General features: G+C 66.1%; 21 protein-coding genes. 7 read left to right on the top strand and 14 right to left on the bottom strand.

Annotation, left to right across the window (positions count from 1 at the left end; genetic code table 11):
* Positions 1-84: 84 nt before the first annotated feature.
* Both IE083_RS12470 and ppsA read right to left on the bottom strand, forming a co-directional pair.
* Positions 85-1,083, bottom strand: a complete 999-nt coding sequence (locus IE083_RS12470) for a class 1 fructose-bisphosphatase (protein WP_189354002.1) — start codon at positions 1,081-1,083, stop codon at positions 85-87.
* A gap of 182 nt (positions 1,084-1,265) precedes the next feature.
* On the bottom strand, positions 1,266-3,653 hold the full coding sequence (ppsA, locus tag IE083_RS12465; protein ID WP_189354001.1) for a phosphoenolpyruvate synthase: 2,388 nt from the start codon (positions 3,651-3,653) through the stop codon (positions 1,266-1,268).
* Positions 3,654-3,950: 297 nt separating this feature from the next.
* Between ppsA and ppsR the strand changes: the two genes are divergently transcribed.
* The 3 genes from ppsR (at position 3,951) to IE083_RS12450 (ending at position 6,395) form a co-directional block, all read left to right on the top strand.
* Positions 3,951-4,772, top strand: coding sequence for a posphoenolpyruvate synthetase regulatory kinase/phosphorylase PpsR (ppsR, locus tag IE083_RS12460; protein ID WP_189353999.1), 822 nt, complete (start codon positions 3,951-3,953; stop codon positions 4,770-4,772).
* Between the two features lie 220 nt (positions 4,773-4,992).
* Positions 4,993-6,018, top strand: a complete 1,026-nt coding sequence (gene trpS, locus IE083_RS12455) for a tryptophan--tRNA ligase (protein ID WP_189353997.1) — start codon at positions 4,993-4,995, stop codon at positions 6,016-6,018.
* Positions 6,019-6,077: 59 nt separating this feature from the next.
* Complete coding sequence (locus tag IE083_RS12450) at positions 6,078-6,395, top strand: chorismate mutase (RefSeq protein WP_189353996.1); 318 nt, start codon at positions 6,078-6,080, stop codon at positions 6,393-6,395.
* A 105-nt stretch (positions 6,396-6,500) separates the two neighbouring features.
* Here IE083_RS12450 and IE083_RS12445 read toward each other — a convergent pair whose 3' ends face one another.
* Positions 6,501-7,109 (bottom strand): LysE/ArgO family amino acid transporter, encoded by a 609-nt coding sequence (locus IE083_RS12445; RefSeq protein WP_189353994.1) that lies wholly within the window; start codon positions 7,107-7,109, stop codon positions 6,501-6,503.
* A 114-nt stretch (positions 7,110-7,223) separates the two neighbouring features.
* Between IE083_RS12445 and argP the strand changes: the two genes are divergently transcribed.
* Positions 7,224-8,126 carry an HTH-type transcriptional regulator ArgP gene (gene argP / locus IE083_RS12440; protein ID WP_189353992.1) on the top strand — a complete coding sequence of 301 codons (903 nt, stop codon included), beginning with the start codon at positions 7,224-7,226 and terminating at the stop codon, positions 8,124-8,126.
* Positions 8,127-8,236: 110 nt separating this feature from the next.
* On the opposite strand, the gene IE083_RS12435 is transcribed toward argP, so the two are convergent.
* The 10 genes from IE083_RS12435 to IE083_RS12390 form a co-directional block, all read right to left on the bottom strand.
* Positions 8,237-8,587: a hypothetical protein gene (locus IE083_RS12435; protein ID WP_189353990.1), complete on the bottom strand. Its 351-nt coding sequence runs from the start codon at positions 8,585-8,587 to the stop codon at positions 8,237-8,239.
* Positions 8,588-8,600: 13 nt separating this feature from the next.
* A complete protein-coding gene (locus IE083_RS12430; RefSeq protein WP_189353988.1) occupies positions 8,601-9,368 on the bottom strand; it encodes an MBL fold metallo-hydrolase in 768 nt (255 codons plus the stop codon).
* Between the two features lie 10 nt (positions 9,369-9,378).
* Positions 9,379-10,164 (bottom strand): TatD family hydrolase, encoded by a 786-nt coding sequence (locus IE083_RS12425; RefSeq protein WP_189353986.1) that lies wholly within the window; start codon positions 10,162-10,164, stop codon positions 9,379-9,381.
* Between the two features lie 105 nt (positions 10,165-10,269).
* Entirely contained in the window at positions 10,270-10,641 is a 372-nt protein-coding gene (locus IE083_RS12420; RefSeq protein ID WP_189353984.1) for a PilZ domain-containing protein, read from the bottom strand.
* Positions 10,642-10,653: 12 nt separating this feature from the next.
* Positions 10,654-11,661, bottom strand: coding sequence for a DNA polymerase III subunit delta' (holB, locus tag IE083_RS12415; protein WP_189353982.1), 1,008 nt, complete (start codon positions 11,659-11,661; stop codon positions 10,654-10,656).
* Positions 11,661-12,287 carry a dTMP kinase gene (gene tmk / locus IE083_RS12410; protein ID WP_189354004.1) on the bottom strand — a complete coding sequence of 209 codons (627 nt, stop codon included), beginning with the start codon at positions 12,285-12,287 and terminating at the stop codon, positions 11,661-11,663. The genes holB and tmk overlap by 1 nt, the downstream gene beginning before the upstream one ends.
* Before the next feature lie 2 nt (positions 12,288-12,289).
* A complete protein-coding gene (gene mltG, locus IE083_RS12405) occupies positions 12,290-13,279 on the bottom strand; it encodes an endolytic transglycosylase MltG (RefSeq protein ID WP_189353980.1) in 990 nt (329 codons plus the stop codon).
* A gap of 96 nt (positions 13,280-13,375) precedes the next feature.
* On the bottom strand, positions 13,376-13,933 hold the full coding sequence (locus IE083_RS12400; protein ID WP_189353979.1) for a DUF2946 family protein: 558 nt from the start codon (positions 13,931-13,933) through the stop codon (positions 13,376-13,378).
* Between the two features lie 16 nt (positions 13,934-13,949).
* Positions 13,950-16,427: an ABC transporter permease gene (locus IE083_RS12395; RefSeq protein WP_229799741.1), complete on the bottom strand. Its 2,478-nt coding sequence runs from the start codon at positions 16,425-16,427 to the stop codon at positions 13,950-13,952.
* Positions 16,424-17,119 (bottom strand): ABC transporter ATP-binding protein, encoded by a 696-nt coding sequence (locus IE083_RS12390; protein WP_189353977.1) that lies wholly within the window; start codon positions 17,117-17,119, stop codon positions 16,424-16,426. The genes IE083_RS12395 and IE083_RS12390 overlap by 4 nt, the downstream gene beginning before the upstream one ends.
* Here IE083_RS12390 and IE083_RS12385 point away from each other — a divergent pair.
* A complete protein-coding gene (locus IE083_RS12385) occupies positions 17,118-17,720 on the top strand; it encodes an arylesterase (protein WP_189353975.1) in 603 nt (200 codons plus the stop codon). The two genes, IE083_RS12390 and IE083_RS12385, sit on opposite strands and share 2 nt — an antisense overlap.
* Before the next feature lie 137 nt (positions 17,721-17,857).
* Positions 17,858-19,075: an MFS transporter gene (locus IE083_RS12380; RefSeq protein ID WP_189353973.1), complete on the top strand. Its 1,218-nt coding sequence runs from the start codon at positions 17,858-17,860 to the stop codon at positions 19,073-19,075.
* 75 nt (positions 19,076-19,150) lie between these two features.
* On the opposite strand, the gene IE083_RS12375 is transcribed toward IE083_RS12380, so the two are convergent.
* Positions 19,151-19,765 (bottom strand): peroxiredoxin, encoded by a 615-nt coding sequence (locus IE083_RS12375; RefSeq protein ID WP_189353971.1) that lies wholly within the window; start codon positions 19,763-19,765, stop codon positions 19,151-19,153.
* A gap of 255 nt (positions 19,766-20,020) precedes the next feature.
* Between IE083_RS12375 and IE083_RS12370 the strand changes: the two genes are divergently transcribed.
* Positions 20,021-21,232, top strand: a complete 1,212-nt coding sequence (locus tag IE083_RS12370; protein ID WP_189353969.1) for a PP2C family protein-serine/threonine phosphatase — start codon at positions 20,021-20,023, stop codon at positions 21,230-21,232.
* Positions 21,233-21,267 lie beyond the last annotated feature (35 nt).

The following is a 21,267-nucleotide window of genomic DNA, read 5'->3' as shown; positions in this document are numbered from 1 at the left end:
ACAGCCGACCAAGCGCCAACAAAAATGGAAAAGGTTGGCCGCAGGGCTTGCGGCCAACCTTCAGTAGCTAATCCAGCGTGTGAATTACGCGTGATAAGCGGTGACGCGCTCCACTTCTTCCCTAGAACCGAGGAATACCGCTACCCGCTCATGCAGGCCGTTAGGCTGGATATCGAGAATGCGCTGATGGCCGTTGGTCGCCACGCCGCCAGCCTGCTCGATAATGAAGGCCATCGGGTTGCCTTCGTACATCAGCCGCAGCTTGCCCGGCTTGCCCGGATCGCGCGCGTCCTTCGGATACATGAACACACCACCACGCACCAGGATGCGATGCACTTCGGCCACCATGGAGGCGACCCAGCGCATATTGTAGTCCTTGCCCAACGGGCCTTCCTGACCGGCCAGCAACTCGCCGATGTAGCGCTGCACAGGTGCTTCCCAGTGCCGCTGGTTGGACATATTGATGGAGAACTCCTTGGTGGTTTCCGGCACCTGCATGCGCGAGTTGGTCAGCACCCACGAACCCAGCTCACGGTCCAGCGTGAAACCGTACACGCCCTGGCCGAAAGTCAGCACCAGCATGTTCTGCGGACCGTACAGTGCATAACCGGCGGCAACCTGGCGGCTACCCGGCTGCAGGAAGTCCTGCTCGGTTGGCTGCTCATTGCCTTCCGGCGCTTCCAGTACCGAGAAGATGGTACCGACCGAGATGTTGACGTCGATATTGGAAGAGCCATCCAGCGGATCGAACAGCAGCAGGTAGCGGCCACGCGGCATGTGGTCCGGGATCGAGTGCGGCAGTTCCATTTCTTCGGACGCCATGGCGCCGAGGTTGCCACCCCACTCGTTGGCCTCCAGCAGGATGTCGTTGGCGATCACGTCCAGTTTTTTCTGCGCTTCGCCCTGCACGTTGCCGGTGCCGGCATCGCCGAGCACGCCAGCCAGCGCGCCCTTGTTGACAGAGTGGGCGATGGCCTTGCAGGCGCGGGCCACGGTTTCAATCAGCAGACGCAGGTCCGGCGGCAGTGCGCCGTGCTGGCGCTGTTCTTCGATCAGGAATCGGGAAAGGGAGATACGGCTCATCGTTGTCCTCGTATCGCAAGGTAGGTGAAAAACGGCAATGCGCAAAGTTTACCATCGCCCTTCTGCCATCGGGGGTGTTACCTGCGAACTACATGAATTGACAAAGAAAAACGCCCGACTTGGGCGGCGCGCGCATTCGATGCACACGCCAGTCGGGCGTTGACAGGATCAGGCAGTCAGGCTCAGGTGTTGAGTTCCTTGGCCAGGTACAGCCAGGTTTCCACCACGGTGTCCGGGTTCAGCGAGATGGTCTCGATGCCCTCTTTCACCAGCCACTTGGCGAAGTCCGGGTGATCGGACGGGCCCTGACCGCAGATACCGACATACTTGTCAAGCTTGCGGCAAGCCTGGATCGCCAAGTGCAGCATGGCTTTCACGGCTTCGTTGCGCTCGTCGAAGGTAGTGGCAATCGGGCCGCCGGAGTCGCGATCCACGCCCAAGGTGAGCTGGGTCATGTCGTTGGAACCGATGGAGAAACCGTCGAAGAACTGCAGGAACTTCTCGGCCAGAATGGCGTTGGTCGGCAGTTCGCACATCATGATCAGGCGCAGGCCGTTTTCGCCGCGCTTCAGGCCGTTGGCGGCCAGGATCTCGATGACTTTCTCGGCTTCGGCCAGGGTACGCACGAACGGGATCATGACTTCCACGTTGGTGAGACCCATCACGTCGCGCACTTTCTTGATGGCGCGGCATTCCAGCTCGAAGCAGTCGCGGAAGCTGTCGGCCACGTAACGCGCGGCACCACGGAAGCCCAGCATCGGGTTTTCTTCGTGCGGCTCGTACAACTGGCCACCGATCAGGTTGGCGTACTCGTTCGACTTGAAGTCGGACATGCGCACGATGACCTTTTTCGGGTAGAACGCTGCGGCCAACGTCGACACGCCTTCGGCGATCTTGTCGACGTAGAAGTCGACCGGGCTGGCGTAACCGGCGATGCGTTCGTTAATGGTCGCCTTCAGGTCGGCTGGCAGAGTATCAAACTCCAGCAGCGCTTTCGGGTGGATACCGATCTGGCGGTTGATCACGAACTCCATGCGCGCCAGACCCACACCTTCGTTCGGCAGCTGCGCGAAGTCGAAGGCCAGTTCCGGGTTGCCGACGTTCATCATGATCTTGACCGGGGACTTCGGCATCTTGTCGAGCTCCAGCTCGATGATTTCCACGTCCAGCAGGCCGTCGTAGATGTTGCCGGTGTCGCCCTCGGCGCAAGATACGGTCACCTGCATGCCGTCGCGCAGCAGGTCGGTGGCGTCGCCACAGCCGACTACGGCAGGAATACCCAGTTCACGCGCGATGATCGCGGCGTGGCAGGTACGACCACCACGGTTGGTCACGATGGCAGCGGCACGCTTCATCACCGGTTCCCAGTCCGGGTCGGTCATGTCGGTCACCAGCACGTCGCCGGCCTTGACCTGATCCATCTCGGACGCGTCCTTGATCATGCGCACGGTGCCCTGGCCGATCTTCTGGCCAATGGCGCGGCCTTCGACCAGCACGGTGGACTTGTTCTTCAGGCGATAGCGGCGCAGGGTGTCCTTGCGGTCTTCCTGCGACTTCACGGTTTCCGGACGGGCCTGCAGGATGTACAGCTTGCCGTCGGTACCGTCACGGCCCCACTCGATGTCCATCGGGCGGCCGTAGTGTTTTTCGATGATCAGCGCGTACTGGGCCAGCTCTTCCACTTCCGCGTCGGAGATCGAGAACTGTTTTTGCAGTTCCGGCGCCACGTCGACGGTTTTCACCGAGCGGCCGGCTTGCGACGCGTCGGTGAACTCCATCTTGATCAGCTTGGAGCCCATGTTCTTGCGCAGCACGGCCGGACGGCCGGCCTTCAGTGTTGGCTTGTGAACATAGAACTCGTCCGGGTTCACCGCGCCTTGTACCACTGTCTCGCCCAAACCGTAGGAAGAGGTGATGAATACCACGTCTTCGAAGCCGGATTCGGTATCGATGGTGAACATCACGCCGGCGGCACCGCTATCGGAACGCACCATGCGCTGCACACCAGCCGACAGTGCCACCACATCGTGGGCAAAGCCTTTGTGTACGCGGTAGGAGATGGCGCGGTCGTTATAGAGGGAAGCGAAGACGTGCTTCATGGCGTCCTTGACGTTGTCAAGGCCACGAATGTTCAGGAAGGTTTCTTGCTGGCCTGCGAACGAGGCATCGGGGAGGTCTTCTGCGGTGGCAGAGGAACGGACTGCGACGGAAATATCGGCACCACCGGCATCGGCGACCATTTTGTCCCAGGCTGTCTTGATGTCTTCATCAAGCTTGGCCGGGAATGGGGTGTCGATAATCCATTGCCGAATTTCCTTGCCGACGCGGGCCAGTTCGGTGACATCATCGATATCGAGTTTGCCAAGGGCTTGGTTGATTCGGTCGGCGAGGCCATTGTGCTGCAAAAAGTCACGATAGGCGTCTGCAGTGGTTGCAAAGCCTCCCGGTACTCGCACGCCGGAGTTTGCCAGCTGACTGATCATTTCGCCGAGAGAGGCATTCTTGCCGCCTACTTCTTCGACGTCGGTCATGCGCAGCTTCTCGAACCAGATGACGTAGTTCTCTGCCATCACTTCACTTCCTGTATGTGGATTGGACGATAGGGATAGCGCATTCTAGCCGAACAAGTCGCTGTTTGCGTAGCTACTTCTGCACTGCACAACACGGGGGATTGCCCTTACTCAAGGCACGCTGCGGCATTCTGATGTTTCGTTCCATGCCTGGAGGGAGAACTTTTGCCAATGCCGTTGTAGTCGGAAAACTACAGCACCCTGTCGACAGCAGCCTGGCCTGCGGCTTGCGTCCGCCGCCGCCTGCCCGCAGACTTGCCGCTGTAGACCGCCACTGGACATTCGCAGGAAATCACCATGCCGCATCGCCGTTCCGTTTTTTTTGTTTCCGACCGCACCGGGATCACCGCCGAATCACTCGGAAACACCCTGCTGACGCAATTTGATGCCCAAGAGTTCAAGCGTGAAACGGTGCCGTTTATCGACACCGTGGAGAAGGCGCAGGAGCTGACACGCCAGATTGACGAAGTCGGCGCCACCGACCACCTCAAGCCGCTGGTATTCACCAGCATCATCAAGGCCGATGTCCGCGCCGCGCTGCAGATCAGCCACGCGCTGGTAATCGATTTCTTCGAGACCTTTATCGGAGAACTGGAGCGGGAACTGGGTGAAAAAGCGACACTGCAGCTGGGTAAGGCACATGGCATGAGCAACGAAGCGGAATACGATCACCGCATCGAGGCGGTGAACTTCTCGCTCAATCATGACGACGGCGTGAAACTGAAGGATCTGGCCGAGGCCGACGTGATCCTGATCGGCGTGTCGCGCTCCGGCAAGACGCCAACCTGCCTGTATCTGGCGCTGCAGTACGGCATCAAGGCGGCCAACTATCCGCTGACCCCGGAAGACCTCGACAGCCCGACACTGCCGAAAATACTGCTGCCCTACCGCAACAAGATGTTCGGCCTGACCATCGACCCGGCGCGTCTGCACTCCATCCGCTCCGAGCGCCGTCCGGATTCGCGCTACGCCAGCATGGAGAACTGCCGCAGCGAAGTGAACGAGGCCGAGTCCATGTTCCGCCATCATTCGGTGCCGTTCATCAGCACCACGCACAAGTCGATCGAGGAGATCGCCTCCACCATCATGCACAAGGCGCACCTCAACCGCCGCTTCTAAAAACGGCTTGACGCCCGCCGCCATGCCGTGATCTGATGAAAAACATGACTACCAAACCCGCAACCGCAACTTTCTTTTTTTCCTGGTGGCGCCTCTGACGGCGGCACCGCGGTTGCGTACGTAAAGCAAACCCGGGAGCAGCCGACAAGGCGCCCGGGTTTTTTGTTGCACCATCCCCCCCTGCGCCAAGTCGGTCTCCCGCAAAATAATGGAGATCAGCATGGACATCCTCAGCACCGTATCCAGTAACGACATCATCCTCACCGGCGACCGCACCACCGGCCCGCTGCACCTCGGCCACTACGTCGGCTCGCTGCGCAACCGCGTGCTCCTGCAGGATCGCTGCCGGCAATTCCTGCTGCTGGCCGACGCGCAGGCGCTGACCGACAACATGGGCAACTACCTGAAGGTGCGCGACAACGTGCTGCAGGTGGCGCTGGACTACCTCGCCGTCGGCATCGATCCGGCCAAGAGCACCATCTTCATCCAGAGCCTGGTGCCGGAGCTGATGGAGCTGGCCTCCTACTATCTCAATCTGGTCACCGTGTCGCGGCTGGAGCGCAACCCGACCATCAAGGACGAGATCAAGCTGCGCGGCTACGAGCGCGACATCCCGGCCGGCTTCCTCACCTACCCTGCGGCGCAGGCCGCCGACATCACCGCGTTCAAGGCCACCATCGTGCCGGTCGGCGCCGACCAGATCCCGATGATCGAGCAGACCAACGAGATCGCCCGCCGCTTCAACGGCAGCGTTGGCCGCGAGGTGTTGGTGGAGGCGCGCGCGGTGGTGCCAACCGCCGGCGCGCGCCTGCCCGGCATCGACGGCAAGGCCAAGATGTCCAAGTCGCTGGGCAATGCGCTGCCGCTGTCGGCCAGCGCCGACGAGATCAGCCAGGCGGTGAAGATGATGTACACCGATGCCAAGCACCTGCGCGTGGACGACCCGGGCCAGGTCGAGGGCAATGTGGTGTTCGCCTACCTGGACGTGTTCCACCCCGACGCCGGCCGCGTGGCCGAACTGAAGGCGCACTACCAGCGCGGCGGCCTGGGCGATGTGCAGATCAAGCGTGAGCTGGAGGACATCCTGCAGGCGCTGCTGGCACCGATCCGTGCCCGCCGCGAGGAGTACGCGCAGGACCCGGCGCAGGTGATGGCGCTGCTGAAGGAGGGCACCACCAAGGCACGCGCCGTGGCGGCGCAGACGCTGGCCGAAGTGAAGGCCGCGATGGGGCTGAACTACTACTGAGATCGCTTACCTTGCGGCCAACCCGCAACGTTGGCCGCACTGACAACGGGAGTCACACCATGGAATGGGTTTACCAGTGTCGTAACCTGGACGAAGTCCGCTCGCAGATCGATGCCCTGGACCGCGCCATCGTCAGCCTGATTGCCGAACGTGGGCTGTACGTACATCAGGCCGCCGCCTTCAAGCACAGCGACGCCGAAGTGGAAGACGGCAAGCGCGTCGACCAGGTGATGCGCCGCGTCACCCGTCTCGCCGGCGAGTTGGGCGCCGACGCCGCGCTCACCGCCAAGATCTACCGCACCATGATCGGCCACTTCATCGACAGCGAGCGCGCCGAGCGGCTGCGCCTGGTCGGCGAACGGGAAGCGCACGCATGAACGACGACGGCTCCGGCTTTTCCACGGTGCGATGGCGCCCCATCGCACCAGACAAAAAAAGGCGACACCCATCCGGTGTCGCTTTTTTCATGCCGCCCGCGCCGCTCAGGACAGGGCCAGCGCGCCGGCCAGCGTCCACATCACCGTGCCCACCACGCCGTCCAGCACCCGCCACGACAGCGGCCGCGCAAACAGCGGCGCCAACAGCCGCGCGCCGTAGCCCAGTGCCGCAAACCACAGCATCGACGCGGTACATGCGCCCAGCGCAAACCACAGGCGGCCGTCGCCCGCCTCCTGGCCGCCGATACTGCCCAGCAGCACCACGGTGTCCAGGTATACGTGCGGGTTCAGCAAGGTCAGCGCCAGCACCGTCAGCAGCGCGCTCTTCAGCGGCATGGCCGTGGTACCGGCCGCGATCTGCAGGCTCTCGTCGGCCAGCACCGCCCGCCACGCGCGCAGCCCGTACCAGAACAAGAAGGCCGCGCCGCCCCAGCGCGCCGCCTCCAGCAGCAGCGGGCTGCGCTGGATCAGGCTGCCCATGCCCGCCACGCCGGCGGCGATCAGCACCGCGTCGCACAGCATGCACACCAGCACCGTCACCCCGACGTGCTGGCGCAACAGGCCCATCTTCAGCACGTGGGCGTTCTGTGAACCGATGGCCATGATCAGGCTGGCGCCCAGACCCAGGCCCTTGAAATAGCTTGCTGTCAGCATGGTGTGCTCCACGAGGTAAGGTTGGCCGCAGTATCGCCGCGACCGCCACACAACAACAGCAAGATTAAATTATCTTGGCTATCATTAATTTCGTTTCACTTACATCGTCTCACCATGAAACTCGATCCCAGGCACAGCGAGGCCTTTCTGGCCGCGCTGGACAGCGGCAGCTTCGAGCAGGCCGCGCAGGACCTGCACCTGACCCCGTCCGCCATCTCGCAGCGCATCCGCGCGCTGGAAGAGGTGCTCGGCAAACCGCTGCTGGTGCGCAGCCGCCCCTGCCGCGCCACGCGCGAAGGCCAGCTGCTGCGCCAGCACCTGCAGCGTGCCGCGCTGCTGGAGGCCGATCTCGCCGCCACCTTTGCCGGCGACGACAGCGCGATGCTCAGCGTGTCGCTGGCGATCAACGCCGACAGCATCGCCAGCTGGTTCCTGCCGGCGCTCACCCCCTTCCTGATCCGCGAACGCGTGCTGCTGGACGCGATCGTGGACGACCAGGACCACACCTACACCCTGCTGCAGGCCGGCATGGCGCTAGGCTGCGTCTCCACCGAGCCGCAGGCGATGCGCGGCTGCAGCGCCAGCCCCTTGGGCGTGATGCGCTACCAGGCGCTGGCCAGTGCCGACTACCACGCGCGCTGGTTTGCCGGCGGCGTCAGCCGCGACGCGCTGCGCCGCGCCCCGGTGATGATCTACAACCGCAAGGACAGGCTGCAGGCCGACTGGCTGCTGCAGCACTTCGGCCTGCCGGACGACAGCTACCCCTGCCACTTCCTGCCCGCGTCCGACCCCTACCTGCAGGCGGTACGCCTGGGGCTGGGCTGGGGCATGCTGCCCGACGTGCAGTTGGCCGCCTGCGGCCAGGCCGACACCCTGCTGCCGCTGCAGCCGGACAAGCCGGTGGACGTGGCACTGTACTGGCACCACTGGCAGGTGCAGTCGCCCAGGCTGGCCCGGCTCAGCGAGGTGCTGATTGCCGCCGCGCGGCAGGTGTTGCGGCCAACGTCGGGCGGCTGAAGCCGGCTGGCAAGCCGCCCGAAACAAGCTTGGCCGCACGCCTTCGGACAGGCGGTGCGGCCAATGATAGGGATTGCCGGTACACGGCGCAGCCGTGCGCCGCGCCCTGCTTATTGCGCGACCGGGCCGGCCGGTAGCGGCAGCAGCTTGTCCATCGCGCTGGCGCCCTGCGCCGCGTGCTCCGGTAGCAGCTGCATGCCCAGCCAGACGCCGCCGACGATCAGCAACACAACCAGTCCGCCCTTCCAGATGAAGCCGAATGACCAGTCGGCCTCGGCACGGTGCCGCAGCGCGAACAGCAGGGACAGCGGCGGCAGGAAGAAGGTCAGCGAGCCCCACACGATGCGGCCGTGGCTGAAGGCCGCCATCATCGCGCCCAGGCAGCCGAGATAGAACACCGCCACGGCCACGGAAAACACCAGACCGATCAGCGCGACCAGCCCCGGAATCAGCACACTCATTGTTTGTCAGCTCTTAAAAAACCAGTTGCAGGCCATCGTACGCTACCGCCACTCCCGGCGGACACTGCGCCGACAGTGCGTGGTATTCCAGCTGGTGCGTCATGTGGATCAGGAAGGTCTGCCTTGCGGCCAACCTTTGCGCCCATTCCAGCGACGCCGCCAGATGCAGGTGCGAAGGGTAGGGCTCCGGCCGCAGGCAATCCAGGAACAGCGTATCCAGGCCCTGCAGCAGCGGCAGGCTACTCTGCGGAATATCCGACAGATCGGTCAGCCACGCCACATCGCCGATGCGCCAGCCCAGGCATGGCCAGGCGCCGTGCTGCAGCGGGATCGGCGTCACCGTCACACCGTTGATGCCCAGCGGCGCCTGCACCGTCTCGGTCACCAGCACCGGCTTGTCCCATACCGGCGACGGCGGCGCCAGCGCGTAGTCGAAACGGCGGCGGATGTTGTCGATGGTGAAATCATTGCCGTACAGCGTGACCGGCCCCTTCTTCACGTAGCAGAAGGCGCGCAGGTCGTCGATACCATTGAGGTGATCGGCATGGGGGTGGGTGTAGAGCACGGCATCGACGCGGGTGATGCCCTCGCGTAGCGCCTGCTGGCGCAGGTCCGGCCCGGTGTCGATCAGGATGCCGGCATCACCGATGCGCACATAGGCGGAGCAACGGCAGCGCCGGTTGCGCGTATCCGTCGAACAACAGGTCGCGCACTCACAACCGATCGCCGGCGCTCCGCTGCTGGAGCCGCACCCCAGCACCGTCCACTGCAGCTTGCGCATCGCCATCTCCTCAGCCCTGCCCCGCGACGCGCTGCGCCTTGCTGAACAGGCGGAAGTAGTTGTCGCTGGTGGCTGCGGCCAACGTTTCGAACGCCATGCCACGCAGCTCGGCGATGTGCGCCGCCACGTGCCTGACGAAGGCCGGCTCGTTGGTCTTGCCGCGGAACGGCACCGGCGCCAGATACGGCGAGTCGGTTTCCACCAGCAGGCGGTCCAGCGGCACCTTCTGCGCCACCTCCTTCACCACCGCCGCGTTCTTGAAGGTGACGATGCCGGACAGCGAAATATGGAAGCCCAGATCCAGCGCGGCGCGGGCGGTTACCCAGTCCTCGGTGAAGCAGTGCATCACGCCGCCGGCCTGATCGGCGCCGTGCTCGCGCATCATGCGCACGGTATCGGCGGCGGAAGAACGGGTGTGGATCACCAGCGGCAGGCCGGCGCGGCGCGCGGCGCGAATGTGCACCGCGAAGCGCTCGTGCTGCCACGCCAGATCACCCTGGCACCAGTGGTAGTCGAGGCCGGTCTCGCCGATGCCGACCACCTTGGGGTGGGCGGCGTGCGCCACCAGCTCGTCCTCGCTGAATTCCTCCGCCTCCGGGTCGTCCGGGTGGATGCCGACGGTGGCGAACAGGTTGGCGTGCGCCTCGGCCAGCGCCAGCACCTCCGGATACTTCGGCCGGCTGACACCGATCACCATCGCGTGGCTCACGCCGTTGGCGGCCATATTGGCCAGCACTTCCGGCATGCGCGCGGCAAGGTCGGGGAAATTGATATGGCAGTGCGAATCGACCAGCATGATGGGCTTCCAAAAAAAATTGCGGCCAACGTTGGCCGCAACATTTGACTAGGTAAATTGTAGAAGATCGCTTGCTGCCAGGGAATGGCCGCCGGCGGCTTTGTGTCACATGGTATGCGTCGGCCGCGTCGAGTTCATCGCGCCGCCAAGCAGGCTTTCGATCTTCAGCCGTGCCTGCTTGCAGGTATCGTCGTCGGCGAATTCGATGCCGATGCCCTGGTTGCGGTTGTTGTTGGCGCCGGCGGGAGTGAGCCACACCACCTTGCCGGGAATTGCCAGCTTCTGGGAGTCGTCCAGCAGCGTCAGCAGCAGGAATACCTCGTCGCCGAGATGGTAGTCACGGTTGGTCGGCACGAAGATGCCGCCGTTGCGCAGGAACGGCATGTAGGCCGCATACAGCGCGCTGCGTTCCTTGATCGACAGCGACAGCACGCCGGGGCGGCTGGCATCGGGCTTGATCTCGACTGCGTTATCCATGCTGGTCCTGTGTCAGGTTGGCTTGCCGGCAAAGGCTTTCAGGTAGTTCATCAACAGGGCTTCCAGTTGCAGCCTTGTCACCAGGGTGTGCTGGCCGTACGGCACCAGCGCGTTCAGTTCGCGCTGGCAATCCATTAAAGCATGGATATTCAGCCGTGGCAGCAGGCGCTGCATCGCCGCCTGCTGGGCCGGGAAGTAGCGCACCGCGCCGCCGAGGCGCAGCGCGGCCAGGTCGTGCAGCCATTTACCCAGCCAGCGCAGCGGCAGTTCCAGCGCCAGCTTCTGCTTGTCGACGGCGTCGGCGAGGCCCAGCACGCTGCCCATGCTGCACTCGGTCAGCCCGGCCACGAACTGCTTGCGCAGCGCCGCCTCCGCCGCGTCGTGCTCGAACAGCGGCATGCCGCCGTGAAACGCCAGCTCGGCCGCGGCGTCCTCGACGCCCTGCTCGTGCACCCACGCCAGCGCCTGTGCCGGCGACGGCAGGCTGAGCGGAAACTGGCGGCAGCGGCTCTTGATGGTCGGCAGCAGGCGCTGCGGCGCATCGGACACCAGCAGGAATACCACCTCGGCCGGCGGCTCTTCCAGCATTTTCAGCAGCGCGTTGGCGGCGGCCGGGTTCAGCGCTTCCGCCGGTTCCACAATCACCACCCGCCGTCCGCCGCGGTGGGCACTGAGGTGGGCGAATTCGATCACGCTGCGCACGCCGTCGATCTTGATCACCGGCAGCTTGCGTTTCGGCGCACGGGCTTCCTTGCCGTCTTCCGCTTCCTCGTCTTCGCCTTGCGGCGTCAGCACGCGCAGGTCGGGATGGTTGCCGGCGGCCAGCCAGCGGCAGGCCTGGCACTGGCCGCAGGCGCGGTGGTCGGCCTGCGGCGCCTCGCACAGCAGCGCGTGCGCCACCTCCTGCGCGAATTCGCGCTTGCCGATGCCGGCCGGGCCGCTGAGCAGCCAGGCATTGGGCAGGCGCTCGAAGTTTGCGGCCAACCTTTGCCAGTCGGCATCTTGCCACGGGTAATGCATCAGCCTTGCGCCTGCAGTGCGGCAAGCCGGTCGGCCAGCTGCCGCTGGATGACGGCGAGGTCGCCACTGGCATCGACCACAAAGAAACGCTGCGGGTAGGCGGCGGCGCGGGCAAGGTAACAGTCGCGCACGCGCTGGTGAAAATCCTCGCGCTCACGCTCGAAACGGTCCGGCAGCCGCGTCTGGCTCAGGCGCTGCTGCGAGACCTGCAGCGGCACGTCGAGCAGGATGGTGAGATCCGGCTGCAGGCCCTGCTGCACCCACTCTTCCAGCTGCGCGATACGCTTGGCCGGCACGCCGCGGCCACCGCCCTGGTAGGCGAAGGTGGCATCGGTAAAGCGGTCGCTGACCACCCAGCGTCCCATGGCCAGCGCCGGGCGGATCACCGACGACAGCAGCTCCTGGCGGCTGGCGAACATCAGCAGGGTTTCGGTATCCAGCGTGGCGTCGGTATCGACATCAAGCAGCAGCGCGCGCAGCTTCTCGCCCAGCGGCGTGCCGCCCGGTTCGCGGGTGAACACGGCATTGATGTTGGCCGCAGCCAACCAGTTACGGATGAAGGCCAGATGCGTGGTCTTGCCGGCACCATCGAGCCCCTCCAGCGTGATGAAGCGCGCTCTGGACATCATCAACCTTTCTTCAGGATATATTGGCGGACGGCCTCGTTGTGCTCGTCCAGGGTGTCGGAGAATTGGGTGCTGCCGTCACCGCGCGATACGAAGTACAGCGCGCGGCTGGCGGCCGGGTGCGCGGCGGCATCCAGTGCCGCACGGCTGACCAGCGCGATCGGCGTCGGCGTCAGCCCGGTACGGGTATAGGTGTTGTACGGCGTGTCGCGGCGCAGCGCATCCTTGCCGATGCGGCCGCGGTAGCGCTCACCCATGCCGTAGATCACCGCCGGATCGGTCTGCAGCCGCATGCCGATGCGCAGACGGTTGACGAACACGCTGGCCACCATGCTGCGGTCGTCCTCGCGCGCGGTTTCCTTCTCGATCAGGCTGGCCATGATCAGCAGCTGGTACGGGGTCTGGTACGGCAGGTCGGCATCGCGCGATTCCCACACCGTCTGCAGCTGCTGCATCAGTGTCTGGTTGGCACGGCGCAGCAGCTCCACATCGCTGCTGCCGGGCAGGTAGTAGTAGGTGCTGGGGAAGAACAGGCCTTCGCCGCTGCCCTCGGCGATGCCCAGCTCGGCCAGCAAGCGCTGCTCGCTCCAGCCGGCGCTGTCCTGGCGCAGGTCCTCCTCGCCTTGCAGCGCGGCGCGGAACTGGCGCAGGGTCCAGCCCTCGATGATGGTGACGCTGGCCTGGTCCGGGTGGCCGTCGTTGAAGCGCGACAGGTACTGCCACAGCGCGGTGGCACCGGAGAACTGGTACAGCCCGGCCCGGAGCTTGCGGTCGCTGCCCATCATGCGCGAGATCGCCACCATCACCCAGCGGTTGCGGATGGCGCCATCCTCTTCCAGCGTGCGCGCCAGCTGGCCCAGGGTACGGTTGGGGGCGACGCTGACGGTGTAGGGCGAGCCGGGCGGGGTCACCGGGACGGCGACCACCCAGGCCAGCCACAGGGCAAACAGCAGCGCGAACGCGGCAAGGATACGGCCTATCAATCGGTGCATACAGACTTCATCAACTCAGGTAAAAGAGGCGCTGGCGCCGGACGCGCGATGATACCACGCACGCCGGCCGCCTTCCGCGCCAAAGCGGTGCGCCGTTCAGGGCTGCGGCGACAGCACCACACCGTAGCGCCGCGACACGTCGGCGACGGCCAGCGGCCGCAGCGGCAGGCTGCCTTCGGCCAGGCACAACTGCAGCGCCAGCGTGCCCTGCTGCCACGCCGTCCAGTCGGCAGCCGTCGGCGGCTGGCCGTCGGCGCTGCGCTGCATTGCGTCGCTCAGTGCCAGCAGCTCGCGGTCGTCCACTACCGCCAGCTCGCCGCCGGCCTCGACAAACAGCCGCCCGCCCTCGTCCAGCAGTGCCAGCCGCGGCATGCCGGGGTCGATGTCCGGCAACCACTGCCAGCCCGCCTCATCGCGCCGCACCACGTAGGGCGCGGCATCGAGTGCGACGTAGACCTTTTGCGGGCCGTTCTGCACGTAATAGCGGCCGTCGCCGTCGCGCGCATAGTTGCGGCGGAAGAAATCCACGATCGCGGCCTGGTTCAGCCGCTCCTCGCGCAGCCACCACTGGCCGCGCGCATCCAGCCGCAGCCAGCCGAACACCGCCGGCACGTTCGGCCACTTGGCGATAGACGCCAATACCATTGCATCCATGTCGTTCGCTCCTGTGTCAGCCGTTGCGCAGTATATCGGTGGGCGGGGTGCGCGTGATTTTACGCAGCAGCGGCCAGCCGGCAAGCCCGACCACCGCGCCGCCGCACAGTGCGCCCAGCAGCGGCAGCCACAGATTGGGCGCCAGCGGCAGGTTGAACAGCTGCACCGCCACCAGGCTGCCGATCGCCATCGCGCCGATACCGGCCAAGAGCCCGGTCAGGCCGCCCAGCCACGCCAGCTCGGCGAGGATCACCGCGCGCACCTGCTGCCGCGAGGCGCCCAGCGCGCGCAGCAGCGCGACATCGAACTGCCGCTCGTCACGGGTGGCGGCCAGCGCCGCCCACAGCACCAGCACCCCGGCGGCCAGCGCCAGACTGAACATGGTTTCCACCGCCAGCGCCAGCCGCCCGATCACCGCCTTCACCTCGCGCACGATGACGCTGATGTCGATCACCGTGACATTGGGCAGCGCCGCCACCAGCCGGTTGTTGAAGTCCCGGTCCGGTGCGCGGTAGCTGGTGATGTAGCTGGCGCTCTCGCCACCCATCCAGCCTTGCGGCGCGATGACGAAGAAATTGGGCTGGAAGCTGTCCCACGCCACCTTGCGCAGGCTGGTCACCGGCGCCTGCCAGCGCTTGCCGGCGATGTCGAACGCCAGCACGTCGCCCATGCGGATGCCCAGCGTCTCGGCCAGCCCCTGCTCCACCGAGAACGCCGGTTGCGTGCTATCCGCCGGCCACCACTTGCCGGCGGCAAAGCCGTTGCCCGGCGGCGGCGCGGCGCGCCACGACAGGTTGAACTCGTGCTCGGCCAGCCGCTGCGCGCGCTCGTCCACGTAGTTGCTGCCCTTCACCGCGCGCTCGTTGATCATCAACAGCCGCGCCCGCATCATCGGCGCCGCCTGCGGCGCATTGCGGCCAACCTTGGCGAACAGCGTGTCCAGCGTCGCCTGTTGCGGCGCCTGCAGATTGATCAGGAACGAGTCCGGCGCGTCGGCCGGCAAGGATTTCTGCCAGGCGCCGATCAGGTCGTCGCGCACCACGGTCAGCGTCAGCAACGCCATCAGACTCACCGACAGCGCCGCGATCTGGATCACCGCCAGCCACGGCCGCCGCGCCAGGTTGGCCGCACCGTGGCGCCAGCCGACGGCACCGGACAGCGGCACGCGGCGCAGCAGGCGCACCACGCCCCAGGCCAGCAGGCCGACCGCCAGCAGGAAGCCGACCAGCCCGCCCAGCAGCCACAGCGCCAGCGTGCTGTCGCCGACCTGCCACGCCGCCAGCCCGAGCAGGGCAACGATGGCCAGCAGTGGCGCCAGCAGCGAACGGCTGGAGGTCGGCATGTCGGCGCGCAACACCGCCACCGCCGGAATGCGGCGCAGCGCCAACAGCGGCGGCAGTGCAAAACCGGCCAGCAGGATCAGCGCCGACAGCGGCCCGCTCAGCCAGGCGGCGAGCACCGGCGCCGGCAGCCCGGCGCCCAGCCACTGCTGCGCCAGCCGCAGCAGGCCGGCCTGCACGCCATAGCCGGCGACGGTGCCCAGCACGCCGGCCACCAGCGCCAGCCACAGGAACAGGCTGCCCCACACCAGCGCCACCTCGCCGCCGGTCTGCCCCAGCGCGCGCATCACCGCCACGCTCTGCCAGTGCCGCGCCAGATAGCGGCGCACCGCCAGCGCCACCGCCGCCGCCGACAGCAATACTGACAGCAGCGCGGTCAGGCCGAGGAAGCGTCGTGCCCGCTCCAGCGCCGATTTCACCTCCGGCCGCGCCTCCTCGACATCCTCCAGCCGCGTGCGGCGGTCCAGCTGCGGCGCCAGCCACTGGCGGTAGCCGGCCACGCTGGCGGCATCGCCGGCCACCATCAGCCGGTAGCGCACGCGGCTGCCGTCCTGGACCAGGCCGGTGGCGGCCAGATCGGCGTGGTTGAACAGCGCGCGCGGGATGAAGTTGTACAGGTCCATCGCGCCGTCCGGCTCGCGCAGCAGCTCCGCGCTCAGGCACAGGCTGACGTTGCCCAGGCGCACGCTGTCGCCCAGACGCAGGCCCAGCTTCTGCAGCAGCCGCGTATCGGCCCACAGCTCGCCCGGTGCCGGCGCCAGCCGGCCCTCTTTCAGCCCCTGTTGCGTGCGCAGCTGCACTTCGCCGCGCAGCGGATAGCCGGCGGTGACCGCCTTCAGCGTCGCCAGCACCGCCTGCTCGCGGGCGAACACCATCGACGGGAAGGTGGCCGTCTCCGCCTGCTGCAGGCCGTGCTGCGCCGCCTGCTGCCGCCACGCCTCCGGCGGCGGCCGGTTGCCGTTGGACACCAGGTCGGCGGCCAGCAGCTGACTGGCCTGCCGCGTCAGGGCCTGCTCGATGCGGTCGGAAAAGAAGGCGACGCTGCTCATCGCCGTCACCGCCACCAGCAGCGCCAGCAGCAGCACCGTCAGCTCGCCGGCGCGCAGCTCGCGCCGCAACAGGCGCCAGCCCATCTGCAGCGACAGCCGGCTCATGTCGCCTCCCGCTGCAGGCGGCCGTCGTTGAGGCGGTAGACCGCGGCGCAGCGCGACGCCAGCGCAGTGTCATGGGTGACCAGTACCAGCGCGGTGCCGGCCTCGGCGTTGAGCTGGAACAGCAGCTCGATCACCTGCCGCCCGGTGGCCGGATCGAGGTTGCCGGTCGGCTCGTCGGCAAACAGCAAGGTTGGCCGCACCACGAAGGCCCGCGCCAGCGCCACCCGCTGCTGTTCGCCGCCGGACAGGTGGCGCGGGTAGTGATCGAGTCGATGGCCGAGGCCGACGCGCTGCAGCATGGCGCTGGCGGCGGCGCGGGCATCGCTACGCCCGGCCAGCTCCAGCGGCAGCATCACGTTTTCCAGCGCGGTGAATTGCGGCATCAGCTGGAAGTTCTGGAACACGAAGCCGACCCTGTCGCGGCGCAGCAGCGCGCGGCCGTCCTCGTCCAGCGCCGACAGCGCCTGGCCGTCCAGCCACACCTCGCCGGAACTTGCCGGATCCAGCCCTGCCAGAATGGCAAGCAGCGTGGATTTGCCGCTGCCGGAGGCGCCGACGATGGCGACGCTCTCGCCGGCGGCGACACTGAGGCTGGCTTGGTGCAAGATGGTCAGCGTCTGACCGTGGTAGTCGACCTGGCGCGCCAGCGCGTCGGCGCGCAGGATCACGTTATTTTCTGGAGAGGGATTCATGCTTTATCGCTGCTTTCTGCTGGTTGCCTTGCTGCTGGCGCCGCATCTGGCGCACGCCGCGCGTATCGTGGTGTTCGGCGACAGCCTGTCCGCCGCCTATGGCCTGCGCCCGGAGCAGGGCTGGGTCAGGCTGTTGCAACAACAACTGGGCAGCACGCACCAGGTCGTCAACAGCAGCCTGTCCGGTGAGACCACCGCCGGTGGCCTGGCCCGGCTGCCGGCGGTGCTGCGGCAACAGCGCCCCGACGTGCTGATCCTGGAGCTGGGCGGCAACGACGGCCTGCGCGGCCTGCCGCTGCCGGCGATGCAGGACAACCTGTCCGCCATGGTCCGCCTGGCCCAGCGCGCCGGCGCGCGGGTGCTGCTGATCGGCATGGCGCTGCCCCCCAATTATGGCCCCGATTACGGCGCCAAGTTCCGGCAGGTGTATGACAAAGTGGCGCGCCGGCACAAGGTGCCGCTGGTGCCGCTGCTGGTGGCCGGCTTCGAGCAGGATCTGGCGCTGTTCCAGGGCGACGGCATCCACCCGGTCGCCGAGGCGCAGCCGCGCATGGTGCGCAACGTGCTGCCGGCGCTGACGCCGCTAATCGCGAGAAAATAGCAGGAATCACTGTTTCTTGTGGCGAACGCAACGTTTTTCAGGCTTTTGCCACACTTCATGACATAATAGGTTAACCTTGTGACGGCGGTGGCCCATCCGGCTGTCCGCCCGCTGCCGCCCTGCCACAAGGATTTCCCATGCCCGCCGTTGCCGCCGCGCTCGCCCAGCGCCTGCTCTCTCCGTTCCGCGGCCTGCCCGCCGGCGTCTACCTCCAGATCGTCGCCACCCTGATCAACACCATGGGCGGCATCGCCAAGCTGTTCCTGCCGCTCTATTTTCTGGAGCACTACCGCCTGCCCTACGGCCAGATCGGCCTGCTGATGGGCTGCTACGGCCTGGGCTGCTTTGTCGGTGCCTATGCCGGCGGCGCGCTGTCCGACCGGCAGGATACGCGCCGGCTGTGCCGCGGCCTGCTGCTGGCCAGCGGGCTGCTGACCATGTCGCTGGCGCTGCCGCTGCCGGTGTGGGGCTTCGTGCCGCTGTTGCTGCTGGCCGGGCTGGCCGACGGCGGCTTCCGCCCCGGCAATATGCGGCTGGTGCTGGAGCCGTGCGCGCCGGCGCAGCGCGCCACCGCGCAGGGGCTGTACCGGGTGGCGTTCAATCTCGGCGTCTCGCTGGCCGGCATCAGCGGCGGCCTGCTGGCGGTGTACGGTTACCAGTGGGTGTTTATCGCCCAGGGCGTCAGCAGCCTGTGCGCCTGCGCCTGGATGGGGTGGGCCTACCGCCATTACCGCGTTCCGGTGCCGCCGCCCGCCGCCGCGGCCAACCTTGCCCGGCAGGGGCTGTCGCCCTGGCAGGATGCCGCCTTTCTGCGCTTCATCGCCGGGCAGCTGCTGATCATGGCGGTATTCGACCAGATGTACGGCACGCTGGGCATGTTCCTGCGCGAACACTACCGGCTGGGGCCGCAGTGGATCGGCTACCTGTTCACCCTCAACGGCGTGCTGGTGGTGCTGCTGCAGGTGCCGATCGCGCAGCACATCCAGCGCTGGGGACTGGCGCGCTGTTCGCACCTCGGGGTACTCGGCATCGGCCTGAGTTTCTGCCTGCTGAACGCCGGTTCCGGTGCGCCGTGGGCACTGCTGGCGATGCTGGTGCTGACCGTCGGCGAGCTGCTGCTGTCGCCGACCTGGTCGGTGATCGTGATGCAGTGCTCGGAAGGCCGGCAACGCGGCCGCTACCTCGGCGTCTACTCCGCCGCGTGGAGTGGCCGCACGCTGTATGCGCCGGCGCTCGGCACCTGGATCTACGGCACGCTGGGCGGTGCCACGCTGTGGTGGCTGTGCGGCGGGGCCGCGTTGCTGACCGTGGCCCTGCAGGCCGGCGCGCTGCGCCAGATGCTGGCACGCCACTGAATGCAAAAAGCCCTGCACGCGGTGCAGGGCTTGATGATTGCGGCCAACCTTGCAGCCGGCCGTTTCGCCGGCCGGTTACAGGTCCTTGGCGTTCTCTGCCAGGTAGGCGGCCACGCCTTCGGCGCTGGCGGTCATGCCTTTCTTGCCCTTGTTCCAGCCGGCCGGGCACACTTCGCCGTGTTCTTCGGTGAACTGCAGCGCGTCAACCATGCGCAGCATTTCGTCCACGTCGCGGCCCAGCGGCAGGTTGTTGACCACCTGGTGCTGCACCACGCCCGCCTTGTCGATCAGGAAGGAGCCGCGGAAGGCCACGCCGCCATCGGCTTCCACGTCGAAGGCCTTGCACAGTTCGTGCTGGATGTCGGCCACCAGGGTGTAACCCACCTGGCCGATACCGCCTTTTTCCACCGGGGTGTTGCGCCATGCGGCGTGGGTGAACTGGCTGTCGATGGACACACCGATCACTTCCACGTTGCGGGCCTTGAACTCGGCCAGGCGGTGATCGAAGGCGATCAGCTCGGACGGGCAGACGAAGGTGAAGTCCAGCGGGTAGAAGAACACCACGGCGTATTTGCCGGCCGTGGCCTGCTGAAAGGAATAGCTGTCAACGATCTGGCCATCGCCCAATACGGCGGAGAAGGTTTTCTCGCCTGCAAAGAACGGTGCCTGTTTGCCTACAAGTACGGCCATGTGATTCTCCTTGGGGTATGGTTATGTCTGGAATCCTGCGGATACCGGTCCGCAAACCGGCCTGTTTATAAATCAGCGGCGACGCTGTTTGCCAATTGAATATCCAAATTATCGTCATTAAACCTGGCAATCGCCCGCTGCCAGTCCGGCAGCGCGCCATGCGAATCAGATAACATTGGCCGCAAACTGGATTAAAATACGACAGGGCGGTCATCCGCGCCCGGCCCCCGATCAACCATCCGGCGCAAAACGATCATGAGCAAACAGCTGACAATACTGGTGGTAGACGATGTCAGCCTGCATCGCAACATGCTGGCCCGCCTCATCCGCAAACTGGGACACCTGCCGGTCACCGCCGGCAACGGGCTGGAGGCGGTAGAACACTGCACCGCCGGCATGCCGGACATGATCCTGATGGACATCCGGATGCCGGTGATGGACGGCTTTGCCGCCACCCGCCACATCCGCCGGCTGCTGGCCGGACACTGGATACCGATCGTATTCCTGTCGGCACAGGGCGAGGAGGCCGATTACCTGCACGGGCTGGAGGCCGGCGGCGACGACTACCTGGCCAAGCCGGTCAACCTGCCGCTGCTGTCGGCCAAGATCGGCAGCCTGCTGCGCATCATCAACATGCAGGCGCACCTCGCCGACAGCAACCGTCAACTGGAACAGTACTACGCCACCACCCAGCAGGAACACAGCCTGGCACAGCATGTACTGGCACGCTTCAATACCGCGGCCAGCGCACAGCAGCACAATATCCGCAGCTGGCTGAAACCGGCGCTACACCTCAGCGGCGACGTGATCTGCATTGCGCGTTCGCCGTCCGGCGCCGACCACATAATGCTGGCCGACAGCACCGGCCACGGACTGGTAGCCGCCATCTGCTGCCTGCCGGCGATCGACACCTTCCACGCGATGAGCCGGCGCGGTTTCGGCATCGGCGACATCGCGGAATCGATCAACCACAAGCTGTACCAGACCCTGCCCACCGGCCACTTTGTCGCCGCCGCGCTGCTTGCCGTCGATTACCGCAGCCGGCGCATCACGGTGTGGAACGGCGGCATTCCCTGCTGCAGCTTCCTCAACCGGCACGGCGAGCTGGAAAAAACCTTCCGCTCGACTCATCCACCATTGGGCACGCTACCGCCACTGGCATTCGAGCAACAGCTGGAGCAGCATCACTGGCGACATGACGGCGAAATCATCGTCTGCTCCGACGGCATCACCGAGGCGCGCAATACAGCGCAGCAGCAGTTCGGCGAGGATGGCGTGCTGCAGGCGGCACGTGCGGCCCGGGGACACGATACCGTAACGCACATTGCCATGGCGCTGCAGCGGCACCTGCAGCAAGAGCCGCACCTGGACGACGCCTCGCTGGTGGTGATCGGCTGTCGGCAGCAGCCGGCGCCGCCGTCCAACGAGGGAGCCACCGCGAGCGAGCCGCCCCCGACGCAGGTGTAAGCAAGCGCGCGGCGCATAAAAAACGGGAGCCTGGG

Origin of the sequence: Vogesella fluminis (assembly GCF_014652335.1) — a bacterium.
Lineage (GTDB): Bacteria > Pseudomonadota > Gammaproteobacteria > Burkholderiales > Chromobacteriaceae > Vogesella > Vogesella fluminis.
This window is presented reverse-complemented; position numbering and strand designations above follow the sequence as displayed.